Origin of the sequence: Halobacterium sp. BOL4-2 (genome assembly GCF_016917835.2) — an archaeon.
Taxonomy (GTDB): domain Archaea; phylum Halobacteriota; class Halobacteria; order Halobacteriales; family Halobacteriaceae; genus Halobacterium; species Halobacterium salinarum.
This window is the reverse complement of record NZ_CP070332.2, coordinates 168,993-183,300: the sequence shown is the minus strand read 5'-3', so window position 1 is coordinate 183,300 and position 14,308 is coordinate 168,993. Positions and strand designations below refer to the sequence as shown.

Genomic DNA, 14,308 nt, shown 5'->3' with positions numbered 1-14,308 from the left:
TAAAGGTTTCAGAACAGGGTCAACAGCCAGCTGCCGTAGGCGATCACGCCGCCCGCCAGCCACGGTGCTTCCGAGTCGTCGTCGAAGGCCACCGCGAGACCGTGGGCGTAGAGGTACGTCTGCCAGCCCGCCACCGCGAACGAGATCGCGGTCCGGACGGCGCTGGTCCGCTGAAGGGTCGCCTGGAACTGTTCGAGGAACAGCTCCGGCGAGGACACGGTTGCGCCGTCGACGGCGACCGCGAGCGCCACGAACAGTGCCAGTCCGGTCAGCGCTGTCGGCGCGGTCCCCCACCCCACGATCGCAAACGTCTCCGTGAACCGGCCGTCGTGGCCGATGATGGCGCGCGCGAACACGTGGAGGACGCCCGCGATCAGCACCCACCCCACCGCCAGCGCCAACACGAGGCCGACAATGGACGCCCCGACGAGGGGCCAGATGGTGCTGGCGGCGTCGGCTCCGCCGGCGGCGGCGAGTTTGTTCGAGAGCAGGACGCCGAAGCCGATGAGCACGAGCGCGAGCGAGAGCGCCGCGACGCCGGCGACGACGGCCGCCGGCCGCAGGTCGAAGCCGTGCTGGTCGAAATACTCGCGGGGATGGAGGAAGGGCGTGCGGGGAGCCATGCCGAATGCTGCAGGGTGGACCGACGTAGTGGTTTCGGCCGCGAGTAGCCAGGGCTATGCCGGAGCCGGCCGTCCGTCCGGCCATGAAACAGGTCATCGCCGCCCGCACGGACATCGGAATGGGGCAGGGAAAGCTCGCCGCGCAGGTCGCCCACGCCTCGCTGAACGCCTACGAGTACACCGACGATCGCGCCGTCCGCCGGTGGAAAGACGAGGGGCAGACGAAAGTCGTGGTGAAAGTCGGCAGCGAGCGCGAGCTCTACGAGCGCTCCGAGGAAGCCAAACGCGCCGGGCTGCCCACGGGGCTCATCTCGGACGCCGGCCGCACCCAACTGGAGCCGGGGACGCCGACGGCGCTCGCCATCGGGCCCGCGCCCGACGCCGACGTCGACCGGATCACGGGCGACCTCTCGCTGTTCTGATGCGCGAGGCACACCCCATCGAGCGCGCCGTCGGGATGGCGTACTACGCGAGCGACAGCGACGGCACTGGCGGCCGGCTGCGGGACTCCCCGGCGGACTTCCGCGTGCGCGAACTCGAAGCGTTCGACACCCAGCCGGCGGACGCGCCGACCGGCGACTACCCGTGGCTCGTGGTGCGCGCGACCCTCCACGAGTGGGACACCAACGACTTCGCCCGCGAACTCGCCAACACCGTCGGGATGAGCCGCGAGCGCGTGCGGTGGGCGGGCACCAAGGACCGCCACGCGGTCACCACTCAGCTGTTCGCCGTCCGCGATCTGGACGCCGCCCAGGTGCCGGAGATCCGGAACGCCGACATCGAGGTCGTCGGGCGGGCGGGCCGCGGCCTGGAGTTCGGGGATCTCGCCGGCAACGCCTTCGAGATCGTGGTGCGGGACCCCGACGCCCCCGAGCAGGCCGCCGCCGTCGCCGACGAGTTGGCGGCGTTCGGCGGCGGAACCGTCGGCACGCCCAACTACTTCGGCCAACAGCGCTTCGGGAGCAAGCGCCCGGTCACCCACGAGGTCGGGCTCGCCATCCTGCGCGACGACTGGGAGGCGGCCGCCATGGCGTACCTGGGCGCGCCCACCGAGCACGAACCCGCGGACTCCCAGCGCGCCCGCGAGTACGTCGCGGAAACACGGGACTGGACGGGCGCGCTCGCGGAGTTCCCACAGCGCCTGCGCTACGAGCGCACCATGCTGCACGAGCTGGCCGACGGCGGGAGCTTCCGGGACGCCGTCGAGACGTTCCCGTCGAACCTCCAGCAGCTGTTCGTGCACGCCGCCCAGTCGTACGTCTTCAACCGAATCGTCTCGGAGCGCATGGCGCGCGGGCTGCCGTTCGGCGAGCCGGTCGCGGGCGACGTGGTGTGGTTCGCGGACAGCGACGCCGACGCCGCGGTCGCCCAGCCCGACGCCGCACGCCAGCAGCGGGTCACCGACTCCCGGGTGGACGTGATGGCGCGGCACTGCGAGCGCGGCCGCGCGTTCGTCACCGCGCCGCTCGTCGGCACCGACACCGAGTTCGCGGACGGCGACCCCGGGGAGATCACTCGGGGCGTCCTCGACGACCTCGACCTTTCGCGCGCGGATTTCGACCTGCCCGGCGAGTTCGACTCGGCGGGCAGTCGCCGCGCGATACTCCTCCGGCCGGATCTCACGGTCAGCCACGACCCGCTGGCCTTCGAGTTCGCGCTGCCCTCCGGCAGCTACGCCACGGTCGTCCTGCGGGAGTTCCTGAAACCCAGCCCGCTGGCCCTCTGAGCGGGGTGGCTGAAACACCGGGTTTTTGCGGTCGCGCCGCGTCCCATCGGGCATGGACTGTTCGCGGTGTGGCACGCCACTGGATAAACCGGGCGACTACTGCCTGGTGTGCCGCACCGAGAACTGCGACGCGGTGGTGGCTGACTGCGGGCGCGACCGGGCGACGCTGACGTTTCTGACCGACGAGGACGTCGTCGGCCGCACCGACATCACGACCGTGCCCGAGGACGGCGACGAGACCGGCGTCATCGAGCTGCGGAACTTCGCCGGACGCATCGCGGACGAGATCCGCAGGAAGCGCCCGGAGGACGTCTTCGTCGCGGGCGCTCACGAGGTGATCCGGGCGGTGCGCGCGGATCTCCACCACGACGTCTACCGTGTCGAGCCCGACGACCCCGTGGCGTCGGTGCTGGATCGCCGCGGTGACCGCGCCCTGGACGTCGTCGAGAAGCCGGTCCGGGAGAAGATCGGTGGCCGCCACTCGACGCTCATCGGCGACCGCGACGGCCAGCAAGCCATCCGCACGGTTGCGGGCCACCCGAACGTCAAGAAGGTCATTCCCGGCCCCATCGACGCCGGCGGCTCGGGCTCCCGCACTGGCGTCCGCGCGAAGGTCACGCGCGCCGACACCAACGGCAACCTCCGGCTGCTCGTGCGGGACGGCTCAAGCGTCCAGGAGAACCGCGTGGTCACCACGGCGATGAGCCGCGACACCGGCGAGCGCGTTCGCACCGATCTCAACGACGCGCTCGAAGACGAATCACTCCGCGAGTGAGGACGGAGGTCGGTCCTGCCGACGCGGGTGGCCGACGAAACCGGAAACAGTTTGTGCGCTCCGGCAGACCGGCTGTTGTCCCCATGATCGACTCGAAGACAATCCAGCTGACGACGCTCTGGTTCGTCGTCATGATATTCATCCAGACGATGAGCGCCGACAATCCGCCGATAAATGCAATTGGCTTCCTCGCATTGCTCCTCGTGTTGGTTCTCCCGGTCGTGATTCTCGGTCGACTCGCGGCGACCGTGTTCGCGGACCGGGGCTGGTCGCTCCGCGCTCGTTGAGTCAGTGTCCTCCCTTCGGTCGGACACGCGACTGACGGCTCACGGGTCGCTACGCTCCCCGCTCGCGTTCCTGTGCCCTCGACTCGGGCACACAACTCGTAGCGTTTATGTACGCGACGGCGGTAGACGCTGGCACTATGGCTAACCAGAGCTCCACCGGGAGCGCCGGCCGGTTCGGTGCGCGCTACGGGCGCGTCTCGCGCCGCCGCGTCTCCGACATCGAGGGCACGATGAACGAAGACCACGCCTGCCCGGACTGTGGGTCCGAGGCCGTCTCCCGCGAGGGGACCGGCATCTGGCAGTGCGGGAAATGCGGCTACAAGTACGCCGGCGGTGCCTACCAGCCCCAGACGCCCAGCGGCAAGACGGTCACGCGCTCGATCCGGACCGCCCTGGGTGAAACCGGCGACAGCAACAGCGAGTAACAGTTCAGATGTCGTATAAGTGTTCGCGGTGCAAGCGCGACGTCGAACTCGACGAATACGGCGGCGTGCGGTGCCCGTACTGCGGGCACCGTGTGCTGTTGAAAGAGCGCAGCCGGGACGTGAAGGAAGTCAGCGTCCAGTAACCGACGTGCCGTCGCACTCGACGGAGCTCGTTTTCCGGTACGATTCGACGGCGGTTGCGTCCATCGTCGCCAGCAGCGTCGCCGTGTCGGCGGGCGACATCGACGGCGAGCGCAGCCGGGCGACGGTCAGCCGCGACGGCGCGACGGTGACCGTGGTCGTCGACGCCACCGACCTGACGGCGCTGCGTGCCGGCCAGAACACGTGGCTGACGCTCGTCGAGGTGGCCGAACGAGCGGCCGCTCCGTCCGCGGCCGGACCCTGATTCGGGGCGTAGCGTGGGACCCGCGAACCCCATCCGATCCGGCGGCTCGGGCTGTCACACCCCCAGGTCCGGTGTGCAACCACAAAGCGGGGGTTTTTCCGTTGGGCGCGCAACCGGATACGTATGCAGGGTAACCTACCACCGGAAGCGCAGGAGAAACTCGAGCAGCTCCAGGATCTGCAGGAGAAAGCGCAGAACGTCGCCACGCAGAAACAGCAGGCCGAACAGCAGCTGTCCGAGGCCGAAACGGCCCTGGACGCGCTCGGCGACATCGAGGAGTCGACCACGATGTACCGTGAGGTCGGCGAGTTGCTCGTGGAAACGGAGTACGACAACGCCCACGACGACCTCGACGAGAAGGTCAGCGACCTGGAAGTGCGCGTCGAAACCCTCCAGAAGCAGGAAGACCGCGTGCAGGAGCAGTTCGAGAGCCTCCAGGAGGAGCTGCAGGACATGCTCGGCGGTGCGGGCGGCGCGATGGGCGGCGGTCCGGGCGCGTAACGACCGATGCCGAACGATGAGGAGGTCGTGGAGACGGCCGCCGAAGCCGCCGAGGGGCTCGTCCTCGACCGGCTGCGGACCAGCGACGTGGACGACCTCGATATCACGGTGACGTTCGAGGACGGCGTCCTGGACGTGGACATCTACGTCCGGGCGCCGGACGCCGACGCGGACGTCGAGCAGGTCGCGGACGACGGCGCGCTCGCCGCGCAAGCAGCCGTCGACGACCTGTTCGCCGACGAGTAGGCGGGGAGAACTTCTCGCCGTTCGCGATGTTCGCCAGCGGCGGCGCTCGGCTAGCGCTCACGGGAGTGCCTCGGCGAGCCGGTCGTCGCCGTCGGGGAGCGGCGGTCCGTGTCCGGGACACGCGTACTCGAAGGCGGGCGCACGACGACACAGCGACCGCACGCTGGACTCAACCGCGGCGGCGTCGTAGCTCGTGAGCCAGCCAGTGGGCTTCAGCCCGTCGCCGAGTCCATAGGCGAGGTCACCGAGGAACGCGATGGACAGGTCCTCGTGGACGTAGGCGACGTGTCCGGGCGTGTGACCGGGGGTGTGGTACGCGTGGAAGCCGCCGACGTCGTCCCCGTCAACGACGGCTCGAATCGGGAGATCCGGCAGGTCGAGCCGGCGATAGTAGAGCCGGTGGAGCGCCCCGATGCCGTTCCGAGCAGTCCACGGCGGCAGTCGGTCGCCGGCGACGTACGGCGCGTCCCGCTCGTGGACGTACACCGGGGCGTCCAGTGCCGGCGTGAGTCGCGCGAGCGTGCCGACGTGGTCGGCGTCGTAGTGGGTCACCAGCACGCGGTCGATGTCGCCGGGTTCGACGCCGGCAGTGCGCAGGCCGTCTCGGACGGTCTGCTCGTCTCCCGGCCACCCGGCGTCCACGAGCGTCGTCTCGTTGTCGTCGACGACGACGTAGGCGTTCGGCATGTCCAGAGTCGAACAGTCGACGTGCGTCACGCCGGGTGGCAACTGCGCCGTCATTGCCGGAACTGCCAGACGGAGTGCGATGAGTGTTTCGGCGGGCTACGTGAGGAAGAAGACGAGGACGCTGATGGTGACCGTGGCGAGAACGGCGAGTCCCGCGACGGCGCCACCCATCGCGATGACGGCGTTGGCGTGGCTGGCAAGCGTCTCGGTGCGGTCGTTGCCGAAGACGGTGACTTCCGCGCGCTCGGTGGCCACGCCGGCCTCGACGGGGTCGAGGTCGTCCGTGGCGGCTTCAGTGAGCGCGACGACCACGTCGGTGAGGGCACCCCAGTCGATGGCGGCACCGACCTGGTTCGAGGACTCGACGGTGTTGACGATGTGCGTGTCCGTGGTCATGACTTCGGCGTGGTCGATGCCGAGGCCGCCGACGGCGTCCAGGAGGCGCTCGCGGAGCCCCGGTTCCATGTTGTTCCCGTCGATGAGCACGTAGGCGGTGCGCGTGGTGCCGGTTTCGACGACCGCGACGCGGACGCCGAGGGGGCCGATGCCGTCGCATGGCTGCCAGTCAGTGGGGTCCCAGGCGACACCCATGCGGAGCGCGTGCTCGGGTGCGTCGGCGAGGTCGCGGGCGGCGCTGCCGGCGGCCTGGATCAGCTGGAACGAGCGCTCGCTGCCGGGGTAGATGTGGCCGAGGTCGTCGCCGTCGAGGCCGTTGTTGCAGTTGTGCGCGTCCGCCAGCAACACCGTCTCCAGTCCCGCGACGCGGGCTTCGGCGGCCGCCGACAGGCCGACGGCGTACGAGATGTCGTCGGCGAAGTTGGGGGCGTACGTCGAGACGAGGAACGCGTCGTCGTCGAAGGCCTGCCCGAAAAGCGTGGCCTCGCCGTCGGTGGCCCGCACCGGCGCGGTCGCGGTGTCGGTGTACGCGATGCGGTCGTGGGCGTCGGCAGCGGCGTCGACGAGCGTGTCGACCTCGCGCTCGGTGACGAGGTTGAAGTCGTGGCCGGCGGTTGCGTGGGGCGGGAACGCCAGCCCGTCCGTGGCGTCGGCGACCCGCTGGGGGAGGTTGCCGCCGCCGATCTCGCCCATCGGCCCCGGGTGGATCATCGGCAATACGAACCGCGCTTTCTCGGTTTCGTCGCTCGTGCGGCGGAACGACAGCACAGTCACGGGGACGACGGCCTCCTCGCCGATCTGCTCGAAGAAGTCCTCGAGCTCCCGGGTGCCCTCGGCGATGTGGCCGATGAACCCGCCGATGAAGTCGAGCACGCTCACGCCGAGGCTGCGCTGCCACGGGCGGTCGATGACGACGACGAACCCGTAGGCCACAGAGCCGTACAGCGCGGTCATCGCAACCAACAACAGGAAATCCCGGGGGGCGAACGCGTACTGGATCTCGGGGGGTGCATGCGAGGGCCGCGCGAGGAACGCGCCCAGCAGCGACCCGCCGCCGGACGTGACGTAGTTCAGTGTGCCGCCGTAGACGAACAACAACACGCCGGCGGTGGCGGTTTGGATGCTGGCCGGCAGCACCGACACTGCCAGTGTGTTCCGCGACACCGCCAGAACGACCAGAAACCGGACAGCGAACACGAGCGCGAGCGCCGCGATGAGCGCGTCGAACACGAAGTTCTGGCTGAGCCGCGGTGTGAGGATGGCGGCGACGCCGGCGGCGACCAGCACGGTGACGACGACGATCTCGCAGGCAACGGCGAGCAGCGAGGAGCGGTTGTACGTGAGCTGGCCGCCGAAATACCGGTCGACGGTCGTCGTTGCCATGCTCGCGACGGCCGTGGGGACGCCGATGAAGAACACGCCCTGCCAGGCGTCCGCCAGGACGTACTGGCTGTCGAAGGCCGCAACCCCCGCCAGCGCCGCGATGACCAGCGAGAGCGCGACGCTGGAATACCAGCGGGGAGCACGGAAGATGTACTTCGAGAGGCTGGCCAGTTCGCCCTGGGTTTCGGTCATGCGGCGTTACTCGCAGATGGCCACGAAGTTCTCGAAGACCGCCTCGCCCTCCTCGGTGTGTGCGACTTCGGGGTGCCACTGCACGCCGTAGAGGTCGCGGTCGGTGTCGCCCATCGCTTCGACGCCGCAGATGTCGCTTTCGGCGGTGATCGTGAAGCCGTCGGGGACGGCGACGACTTCGTCGGCGTGGCTCGCCCACACGCGCGTGTCCGGGGCGAGCGACCCCACGAGGGGGTCGTCGGCGTCGCTGATCGAAACCGTGACGTCGGCGTAGCCGCCGTAGTCGCCGGCTTCGATGCGGCCGCCGAGCTCGTCGGCGATCAGCTGGTGGCCGAGGCACACCCCCAGAATCGGAACGTCGAGTGTGAGGTACTCCCGGCAGTGGCCGATGTCCGCCATGGTGGGGCCACCGGAGAGCACGAGGCCGTCGGCGTCGATGTCGGCCGGCGGGGTGGTGTTGTCGGTCAGGTCGACGGTCACGCCATCCATGTCACGGAGCAACCGGTGCTCTAGGTGCGTGAACTGGCCGTGGTTGTCGACGACGAGGATGTGCGTCATTGCCGGCGGGTAGGCAACACCGGCGTAAAAACCCACTCGTTCGCCGGGCGGCCGGGAGAACGCTTTTCGGGCGCGCCGTCCGACTGCGACTGTGCACGTCCGCCACGATCCCGACGACGGCGACGGCGCGCGAACGCTCGCCAACACCGTCGAGACGGCCGAGTCGTTCCTCTCGCAGGCCCGCGGGCTGATGTTCCGCACGTCGATCCCCGACGACTACGCGCTCGTGTTCCCGTTCGGCGACCCCGAGGTGCGGGACGCCCACATGGTGTGTGTGCCGTTCGACATCGACGCCATCTGGGTGGTCGACGAGGAGGTCCAACACGTCGAGACCATGGCCGCGTGGACGGGGCGGGCGAGCGCGGACTGTGACACGCTGATCGAGTTGCCGGCGGGCGCTGCGAGCGGCGTCGGCGTCGGCGACCGCGTCCGGGTGACCGAGGAGTCAGCCTGAGGGGCGCGCGCCGAGTTCCACGTCGACGGTTCGGCGGTCGCCGTCCCGAAGCAGCCTGACGCTGACGGTGTCGCCGGGACTGGTGTGTAACGCCAGCAGGCTCAACACGTTTTCGAGCGTGTGGACGCGGGTGCCGTTCACCGCGAGCACGATGTCGCCGCCGACGCGAACGGCACCGCCGTCGACGATAGTCGTGGCGTCGCTGCCCACCAGCCGGCCGGCGGACGGTCCCGAAGGGTCGACGGACATCACGAGGAGGCCGCGGGACTCCGTGAGCCCGTTGGCGTCCGCGACGGTGGGGGTGACCGGGGTGAACGACACCCCGAGGTAGGCGTGCTCGTAGTCGCCGGTGTCGATGAGGCTGGGAACGACCCGGTCGGTGAGCGCGGCGGAGATGCCGAACGCGATGTTGTCCCCGCCCCCGGAGTTCACGACCGCGACGACGTCGCCGTCGAGCGACACCAGGGGGCCGCCGCTGTTCCCGGGGTTCACCGCGGCGTCGGTCTGGACGGCGTCCGGAATGCGGTAGCCGGTCGGCGCCGGGATGGCGCGGTTCGTGCCGCTGATGATGCCCGTTGTCACAGTGCCGTTGAGCGCGAACGGGTTGCCGATGGCGACGACCTCCGTGCCGGCGACCGGCGACGCGGTGCGCAACGCCAGCGGGGTGGCGGCGGCCGGGGTGTCGGTGACGGTGACGGCCGCGAGGTCGCTGTTCGGGTCCGTCCCCCGCACCCGGCCGGTCTCCCAGGTGCCGTCGTTGAACCGGACGTTGACCGTCTCCGAGCGCCCCACGACGTGGGCGTTGGTGACGAGTGTCGTGTCGTTGTACAGCCAGCCCGTCCCCTGCCCGGACTGCGTGCGGATCATGACGACGGAGTCGATAACGTCCCGATAGACCGCCGTGTACGGGCTCTCGGAGCGCGAGTCGGTCGTCGTCTCTCGGGTGGTCGTGGCCGCCGTCTCGGCCGCGGCCACACGGTTCGGTGCAGTGTCGGTGCAGCCAGCGGTGCCTGCGGCCAGCACTCCGGCTCCGAGCCGGAGCACGTCGCGTCGACTCGGCATCGGATCAGTCACGAACGGATCGTACGCGTGAGCGACACGAATAGCTTGTGGGCAGCCCCCTGGCGGCGCGGGGCGAGACGGGGGCACCGCTGTCGGCGTGGTGGTCCGAGAAGCGCCGAGGAGGAGATTTGAACTCCTGAGTCCGTGTGGACAGTTGCTCTCGAAGCAACCGCCTTGGCCAGGCTAGGCTACCTCGGCTCGTTCGACACGATGCCGGCCGCGAGTTTAGTGGTTTCGGTTCGGCGAGCGGGTGGCGTGTGACCGGTACGCATAACCCACCAGCGGGGGAGGTCGTGTGGTATGGACGCCAGCAGTGTGCGGGATGGCTGCAGTGCCGTTGTGGACGAGGTGGCGGCGGCGGTCATCGCCGACCGTGAGTTCCTCGAAACGGTTCTCGTCGGGTTCCTGGCTGACGGGCACGTGCTCCTCGAAGACGTCCCGGGGACGGGCAAGACGCTGACTGCGCGCAGCGTCGCGACAGCGCTCGGTCTCGAATTCAGCCGGGTGCAGTTCACGCCGGACCTGTTGCCGACGGACGTGTTGGGGACCCACGTGTTCAACGAGCGGAGCCGGGAGTTCGAGTTCCGGCCCGGCCCGGTGTTCGCGAACGTCGTGTTGGCCGACGAGATCAACCGCGCACCCCCGAAGACGCAGGCAGCGTTGCTGGAGGCGATGGAGGAAGGACAGGTGACGATCGACGGCGAGACGATGGCCCTGCCCGAGCCGTTTTTCGTCATCGCGACCCAGAACCCTGTCGACCAGGAGGGGACGTTTCCCCTGCCGGAGGCGCAACTCGACCGGTTCGTCGTGTCGGCGGCCATCGGCTACCCCGACGCGGCCGGCGAGCGCGAGCTGTTGGCGCGGCGTGCCAGCCGGGACGCCCGGAGTCCGACCGTCGACGCCGTGCTCGACGACGAGCGCGTGCGGGCCCTGCGGCGCGCCTCCGAGGACGTGCGCGTCGGCAGCGACCTCCGCGAGTACATGGTGGCGGTGGCACGCGCGACCCGCGAGCACCCCCGCGTCGAGGTGGGCGTCAGCCCGCGGGGCACCCAGCGGCTGTTCGAGGCGGCGCGCGCTCGCGCGGTCGTGGCGGGCCGCGAGTACGTCGTGCCGGCGGACGTGAAGGGGCTGGCGGGGAGCGTGCTCGCACACCGGCTCGTGTTGACGCCGGACGCGGCCGTCGAGAACGTCGCCAAAGGCGGGATCGTCGAGGGCGTGCTCGACGAGGTGCCGGTGCCCACCGTCGACGCGGCTTAGGTCCGGAGGGCGGCGGCCAACAGCACCCCGCCGAACAGCAACGCGAGCAGCGCCGCCACCGGGCGCGTGCTCGGGCCGAGCGTGTAGGCGGCCAGCGCGACGACCGCGGCCGTCAGTGCCAGCGCCGTCGTCGAAAGCACGTGGACGACGACGGACTGCGTGACGCGGGCGTGCCGGCCGACATCGACCCCGAGTCCGACGGCGTGCTCGGCGGCGTCGTACGCGACCACAGTGCCGACGCCACCGACGAGCGCGTACCCCGGGTCGATGCCGGTCGCCGCGCCGAGGACGACCCCGACGGCGAGTGTCGCTGCGCCGGCCGAGACGAACAGCCGTCTCCCACGGAGGCCGCCGCCGACGACGAGCAGTGCGCCGGAGGCCCCGACAGCGAGGCCGACGCCCGAGCTGAGCGCTGGAGCCAGTGCGAGGACTGCGGCGAGAGCCGCAGGAACGACCGCGCGAGCCGGCGGGCGCGCGTCGAACTCGCTCACGCGGACCACCCGCGTTCGGCGTCGGCGACCGCCACCGCCAGCGAGTCGCCCGCCTGCCAGTCGATGACGCGGACGCTCGCCGCGCGCAGCGATCGGACGCGGACAGCGCGCGCCACGCCCGCGAACCGCTGGCCGAGCGTCTCTGCCCCCGTGACGTCGGGCGACACCACCGTAACCGGGTGGCCGCTGGCCTCCAGCCGGCGGACGTACTCGGCGGCGGTGTCATCCACCAGCGGCGAGCAGAAGACCACCTGTGCGTCGTCGGGGAGGTGTGTGCGGAGCCGGCGGAACACGAGCGCACTGAGGAACCGCCGGTCGGGCGGCGACACCGAGAAGCCGCGGTCGCGCGCGAGCAGTGCTTCGAGGCGAGCGCGGTGCTCGCGGCCGAGCCCGGGCGCGAGCCACGCCCAGTGTGGGCCCAGCGACGCCACGCCGACCTGGTTGCCGGCGTCGAGGAGTGCTGACGCGACCCCGCCCGCGGCTTCGACGCTGTGCTCAACGGCGTTCGTGCCGTCGGCGTCACTGACGTGGGCGACGCGCCGGGTGTCGACGACGGCGACGGCGGTGGCGGCTCGCTCCGCCCGGAACTGGACGGTGGCGAGTTCGCCGTCGCGGGCGAGGCGCGTCCAGTCCACTCTGCTCAGCGGGTCGCCCGAGCGGTACTCGCGGGTGGCGTGGAACGCCACGCCCGAGCCGCCGGTCGGCGTTGGGGTGGGGCCGGCGCGCTGGGTGGGCTGTCGGCGCAGCGGGAACGCGGCCAGACGGGGGAGGTCGGGGACGCAGGTGAGCGTCGCCGCGGCGGGGACGGTGGTGCGCGTCTCGTGGCTGCCGGAGATGTCGCGGGCGATCACCGCAACCGGGTCGAACTCGTGGTCGCCCCGGGTGGCTTCCACGGTGTACGTGACGGTCGCCGACTTGCCGGCCCGGAGCGCGGTCGCCAGCCGGGGCGTCCCGTCGGCGACCGCCAGCGTATCGGGAACGCCGTCGATGAGGCGGAGGTCGGGCAGAAACGACCCGTCGTTGGTCACCGTCAGCGTCACGTCGACCTCGTCGCCGGCGGCCGGGGCGTCCTCGGACACCGACCGTTCGACGGACAGCGACGGCGCTGGGGGCGCGAACAGGGTCGCGTAGCCCGCACCGGCGACGCCGAGCACGCCGAGCACGAGGACGGCGGGTACGCGTGTCGTCGCGCCGGCGGCGATCACGGCGAGCGAGAGCGCGACCGCGCCCCGCCAGCGGTGGGTGCGTTCGGACACCATCAGTGTACACCGCCCTCGATCCCGGTGAGCCGCTGGAGTTCCGCGACGACGTGGCGGGCCTGGCGCTCGCGGGCCGGGTCGGCGCTGATAGCTGTCGTGATGACAGCGGGTGCGGGCGAGTCCACGTCCTCGGCGAAGAACGCCGCCGCAGTCCGGTCGTCGGTCCACGTTCCCTCGTCGAGTCGGCGTTCCGCTTCCGCCGGGGCGATCCCGTGGGCGTCGGCGAGCGCGCGCACGGTCACGGTCCGGAGGCGGGCGCTGAACTGCGGGCCGCCAGCGCCGGCGTCCCGGCGGTCCGCGCGCTCGTGGCGCCGGGCGTCGATGTCCGCCCCCGGTCGCGGCGCTTCGATCCGGGGTTCGAGCGTCTCGTTGCGCGCCCCGTCGGCGGCCCGGAACGCGGTGTGATGGCGGTCGATTCCCCTGGTGAGCGCGAACACGGCCGCCAGTCCGGCGACGGCAGTCGTCGGGGTGGGTGAGAGCCCGAGGACGGCAGCCACGCCCGGCTCGACCGTGACTGCGAACCCGGCGGCGGCGAACAGCAGCCCGGCCAGCAGCAGGAAGCGCCGCAGCATCACTGGCCACCGTCCGTGTAGCGGGCTTCGATCGCACGCAGCGCGTCGACGGCGCGCGCCTCGCGGGCGGGTGACGGGTCGGCGTCGCCGTACCGGACTGCGCGGAACAGCGCGGTGAGCGCGTCGACGTGGCGGGCGTCCATGCCGGCGTCGCGGGCGGCGGCGGCGAACTCCCGGGGCGTGCTCGCCTCGGGGTTCGAGACGTCGACGTGCGCGGCCATCTCCCGCCACGCGCGGTAGACCTCGTTGTCGACGTCGGCCACGGTCTCGATGCGGGCAGCCGCCTGGCCGGCGGCGGCACCGACGGCCGCCAGCCGGGGTTGGGCCGCGGGCTCGCGTGTCGCCGGGTCGGGCGACCGGTCGGTGGCGGTGTCGTCGCCGGTGGCGTGGTAGGCGAGCACGACGAACAGCACGGCGACGACGGCGAGCACGCCGACGGCCAACGACGGGGTGACGAGTTGGGTGACCGGCTGTCCGCCGGCGGTACCGCCGCCCATGCTGCCGTTTGCAGGGGGAGACTGCGCGGAGCCGGCGGCCGCGGCGTGCTGCGGTGACATGCTGGCGGGCGCTCGGCAGTCCGTGAGTGCGCCGTACGAGAGCACGAGAAACGGCACCACCGGGATCACGACGGCGAGCGCGTAGGCAAGGGGGGTGCGGCGTGCCAGCAGCCAGACCGCGCCGACGAGCGCGACCCCGATGCCGATCAGGACGGCGGGGGACTGCAGGACCGGGACACAGAGCGCGTCGAAGGGCGTGGGAGTCGTGGCGGTCGCTCCGGACTGGCCGCCGGTTGCGGACGCCGCGGCGCCACTGGTGTGGCTTGGAGCGGCTCCGCCGGACTGGGCGTTCCCGCCGGTGCCGGGGCCAGCACCGGACTGGGGGCGCGGCGCAACGAGCGTGGACGCCGCCAGGGAGATGGCAAGCACACACAGCACTGCGATGACCGGACCGCGCGCGTTTCGACCCACGCGCCAGGGGTTGACAACTCGAATCCATAGGTGTTGCGAA

Annotated in this window: 20 protein-coding genes and 1 tRNA gene; 11 read left to right on the top strand and 10 right to left on the bottom strand. The window is 71.1% G+C overall.

The genetic code is table 11. From position 1 onward, the window contains the following. Window positions 1–8: 8 nt before the first annotated feature. Window positions 9–623: a YIP1 family protein gene (locus JRZ79_RS14105; RefSeq protein WP_205252396.1), complete on the bottom strand. Its 615-nt coding sequence runs from the start codon at window positions 621–623 to the stop codon at window positions 9–11. An 83-nt stretch (window positions 624–706) separates the two neighbouring features. Here JRZ79_RS14105 and pth2 point away from each other — a divergent pair, with 83 nt between their 5' ends. The 9 genes from pth2 to JRZ79_RS14060 all read left to right on the top strand — a co-directional run bounded on the left by pth2 (window position 707) and on the right by JRZ79_RS14060 (window position 4,989). Continuing rightward, window positions 707–1,045: a peptidyl-tRNA hydrolase Pth2 gene (gene pth2 / locus JRZ79_RS14100; RefSeq protein ID WP_205251408.1), complete on the top strand. Its 339-nt coding sequence runs from the start codon at window positions 707–709 to the stop codon at window positions 1,043–1,045. After that, a complete protein-coding gene (truD, locus tag JRZ79_RS14095) occupies window positions 1,045–2,349 on the top strand; it encodes a tRNA pseudouridine(13) synthase TruD (protein WP_205252395.1) in 1,305 nt (434 codons plus the stop codon). The genes pth2 and truD overlap by 1 nt, the downstream gene beginning before the upstream one ends. A gap of 52 nt (window positions 2,350–2,401) precedes the next feature. After that, entirely contained in the window at window positions 2,402–3,124 is a 723-nt protein-coding gene (locus tag JRZ79_RS14090; protein WP_205251406.1) for a DUF2103 domain-containing protein, read from the top strand. An 83-nt stretch (window positions 3,125–3,207) separates the two neighbouring features. After that, window positions 3,208–3,411, top strand: a complete 204-nt coding sequence (locus JRZ79_RS14085) for a hypothetical protein (RefSeq protein ID WP_205251405.1) — start codon at window positions 3,208–3,210, stop codon at window positions 3,409–3,411. A 137-nt stretch (window positions 3,412–3,548) separates the two neighbouring features. Next, a complete protein-coding gene (locus JRZ79_RS14080) occupies window positions 3,549–3,836 on the top strand; it encodes a 50S ribosomal protein L37ae (protein ID WP_012289127.1) in 288 nt (95 codons plus the stop codon). Between the two features lie 8 nt (window positions 3,837–3,844). Further along, window positions 3,845–3,979, top strand: a complete 135-nt coding sequence (locus JRZ79_RS14075; RefSeq protein WP_010902130.1) for a DNA-directed RNA polymerase subunit P — start codon at window positions 3,845–3,847, stop codon at window positions 3,977–3,979. A gap of 5 nt (window positions 3,980–3,984) precedes the next feature. Further along, window positions 3,985–4,242 (top strand): KEOPS complex subunit Pcc1, encoded by a 258-nt coding sequence (locus JRZ79_RS14070; protein ID WP_012289126.1) that lies wholly within the window; start codon window positions 3,985–3,987, stop codon window positions 4,240–4,242. 123 nt (window positions 4,243–4,365) lie between these two features. Beyond that, complete coding sequence (locus tag JRZ79_RS14065) at window positions 4,366–4,743, top strand: prefoldin subunit beta (RefSeq protein ID WP_010902129.1); 378 nt, start codon at window positions 4,366–4,368, stop codon at window positions 4,741–4,743. A gap of 6 nt (window positions 4,744–4,749) precedes the next feature. Beyond that, window positions 4,750–4,989, top strand: a complete 240-nt coding sequence (locus JRZ79_RS14060; protein WP_010902128.1) for a DUF3194 domain-containing protein — start codon at window positions 4,750–4,752, stop codon at window positions 4,987–4,989. Between the two features lie 57 nt (window positions 4,990–5,046). On the opposite strand, the gene JRZ79_RS14055 is transcribed toward JRZ79_RS14060, so the two are convergent. The 3 genes from JRZ79_RS14055 to JRZ79_RS14045 are packed head-to-tail and all read right to left on the bottom strand — an operon-like array spanning window position 5,047 to window position 8,205. Beyond that, window positions 5,047–5,730 carry an MBL fold metallo-hydrolase gene (locus tag JRZ79_RS14055; protein ID WP_205252394.1) on the bottom strand — a complete coding sequence of 228 codons (684 nt, stop codon included), beginning with the start codon at window positions 5,728–5,730 and terminating at the stop codon, window positions 5,047–5,049. A gap of 42 nt (window positions 5,731–5,772) precedes the next feature. Next, window positions 5,773–7,647, bottom strand: coding sequence for a DUF2070 family protein (locus tag JRZ79_RS14050; protein ID WP_205252393.1), 1,875 nt, complete (start codon window positions 7,645–7,647; stop codon window positions 5,773–5,775). Between the two features lie 6 nt (window positions 7,648–7,653). Next, complete coding sequence (locus tag JRZ79_RS14045; protein ID WP_010902125.1) at window positions 7,654–8,205, bottom strand: GMP synthase subunit A; 552 nt, start codon at window positions 8,203–8,205, stop codon at window positions 7,654–7,656. Between the two features lie 91 nt (window positions 8,206–8,296). On the opposite strand from JRZ79_RS14045, the gene JRZ79_RS14040 reads away from it, so the two are divergent. After that, window positions 8,297–8,659, top strand: coding sequence for a DUF192 domain-containing protein (locus tag JRZ79_RS14040; protein ID WP_205251402.1), 363 nt, complete (start codon window positions 8,297–8,299; stop codon window positions 8,657–8,659). On the opposite strand, the gene JRZ79_RS14035 is transcribed toward JRZ79_RS14040, so the two are convergent. Both JRZ79_RS14035 and JRZ79_RS14030 read right to left on the bottom strand, forming a co-directional pair. Further along, a complete protein-coding gene (locus tag JRZ79_RS14035; RefSeq protein ID WP_205252392.1) occupies window positions 8,651–9,721 on the bottom strand; it encodes a trypsin-like peptidase domain-containing protein in 1,071 nt (356 codons plus the stop codon). The two genes, JRZ79_RS14040 and JRZ79_RS14035, sit on opposite strands and share 9 nt — an antisense overlap. 113 nt (window positions 9,722–9,834) lie before the next feature. Then, window positions 9,835–9,919, bottom strand: a tRNA-Ser gene (locus JRZ79_RS14030). A 102-nt stretch (window positions 9,920–10,021) separates the two neighbouring features. On the opposite strand from JRZ79_RS14030, the gene JRZ79_RS14025 reads away from it, so the two are divergent. After that, window positions 10,022–10,978 (top strand): AAA family ATPase, encoded by a 957-nt coding sequence (locus tag JRZ79_RS14025; RefSeq protein WP_010902122.1) that lies wholly within the window; start codon window positions 10,022–10,024, stop codon window positions 10,976–10,978. On the opposite strand, the gene JRZ79_RS14020 is transcribed toward JRZ79_RS14025, so the two are convergent. Genes JRZ79_RS14020 through JRZ79_RS14005 form a run of 4 tightly spaced genes read right to left on the bottom strand, consistent with a single transcriptional unit; the run spans window position 10,975 to window position 14,268 of the window. Further along, on the bottom strand, window positions 10,975–11,469 hold the full coding sequence (locus JRZ79_RS14020; RefSeq protein ID WP_205252391.1) for a hypothetical protein: 495 nt from the start codon (window positions 11,467–11,469) through the stop codon (window positions 10,975–10,977). The genes JRZ79_RS14025 and JRZ79_RS14020 overlap by 4 nt on opposite strands. After that, complete coding sequence (locus tag JRZ79_RS14015; protein WP_205252390.1) at window positions 11,466–12,728, bottom strand: DUF58 domain-containing protein; 1,263 nt, start codon at window positions 12,726–12,728, stop codon at window positions 11,466–11,468. Before JRZ79_RS14015 ends, JRZ79_RS14020 begins: the two co-directional genes overlap by 4 nt. Next, a complete protein-coding gene (locus tag JRZ79_RS14010) occupies window positions 12,728–13,300 on the bottom strand; it encodes a hypothetical protein (RefSeq protein ID WP_205252389.1) in 573 nt (190 codons plus the stop codon). Before JRZ79_RS14010 ends, JRZ79_RS14015 begins: the two co-directional genes overlap by 1 nt. Next, window positions 13,300–14,268: a DUF4129 domain-containing protein gene (locus JRZ79_RS14005; protein WP_231546338.1), complete on the bottom strand. Its 969-nt coding sequence runs from the start codon at window positions 14,266–14,268 to the stop codon at window positions 13,300–13,302. Before JRZ79_RS14005 ends, JRZ79_RS14010 begins: the two co-directional genes overlap by 1 nt. Window positions 14,269–14,308: the final 40 nt, after the last annotated feature.

Bases quoted from the DNA above. Each gene is read 5' to 3' on its own strand.
- JRZ79_RS14090 (WP_205251406.1), top strand. From the start codon at position 2,402: ATGGACTGTTCGCGGTGTGGCACGCCACTGGATAAACCGGGCGACTAC.
- pth2 (WP_205251408.1), top strand. From the start codon at position 707: ATGAAACAGGTCATCGCCGCCCGCACGGACATCGGAATGGGGCAGGGA.
- JRZ79_RS14045 (WP_010902125.1), bottom strand. From the start codon at position 8,205: ATGACGCACATCCTCGTCGTCGACAACCACGGCCAGTTCACGCACCTA.
- JRZ79_RS14050 (WP_205252393.1), bottom strand. From the start codon at position 7,647: ATGACCGAAACCCAGGGCGAACTGGCCAGCCTCTCGAAGTACATCTTC.
- JRZ79_RS14025 (WP_010902122.1), top strand. From the start codon at position 10,022: ATGGACGCCAGCAGTGTGCGGGATGGCTGCAGTGCCGTTGTGGACGAG.
- JRZ79_RS14060 (WP_010902128.1), top strand. From the start codon at position 4,750: ATGCCGAACGATGAGGAGGTCGTGGAGACGGCCGCCGAAGCCGCCGAG.
- JRZ79_RS14075 (WP_010902130.1), top strand. From the start codon at position 3,845: ATGTCGTATAAGTGTTCGCGGTGCAAGCGCGACGTCGAACTCGACGAA.
- JRZ79_RS14035 (WP_205252392.1), bottom strand. From the start codon at position 9,721: ATGCCGAGTCGACGCGACGTGCTCCGGCTCGGAGCCGGAGTGCTGGCC.
- JRZ79_RS14105 (WP_205252396.1), bottom strand. From the start codon at position 623: ATGGCTCCCCGCACGCCCTTCCTCCATCCCCGCGAGTATTTCGACCAG.
- truD (WP_205252395.1), top strand. From the start codon at position 1,045: ATGCGCGAGGCACACCCCATCGAGCGCGCCGTCGGGATGGCGTACTAC.
- JRZ79_RS14080 (WP_012289127.1), top strand. From the start codon at position 3,549: ATGGCTAACCAGAGCTCCACCGGGAGCGCCGGCCGGTTCGGTGCGCGC.
- JRZ79_RS14015 (WP_205252390.1), bottom strand. From the start codon at position 12,728: ATGGTGTCCGAACGCACCCACCGCTGGCGGGGCGCGGTCGCGCTCTCG.
- JRZ79_RS14010 (WP_205252389.1), bottom strand. From the start codon at position 13,300: ATGCTGCGGCGCTTCCTGCTGCTGGCCGGGCTGCTGTTCGCCGCCGCC.
- JRZ79_RS14085 (WP_205251405.1), top strand. From the start codon at position 3,208: ATGATCGACTCGAAGACAATCCAGCTGACGACGCTCTGGTTCGTCGTC.
- JRZ79_RS14055 (WP_205252394.1), bottom strand. From the start codon at position 5,730: ATGACGGCGCAGTTGCCACCCGGCGTGACGCACGTCGACTGTTCGACT.
- JRZ79_RS14065 (WP_010902129.1), top strand. From the start codon at position 4,366: ATGCAGGGTAACCTACCACCGGAAGCGCAGGAGAAACTCGAGCAGCTC.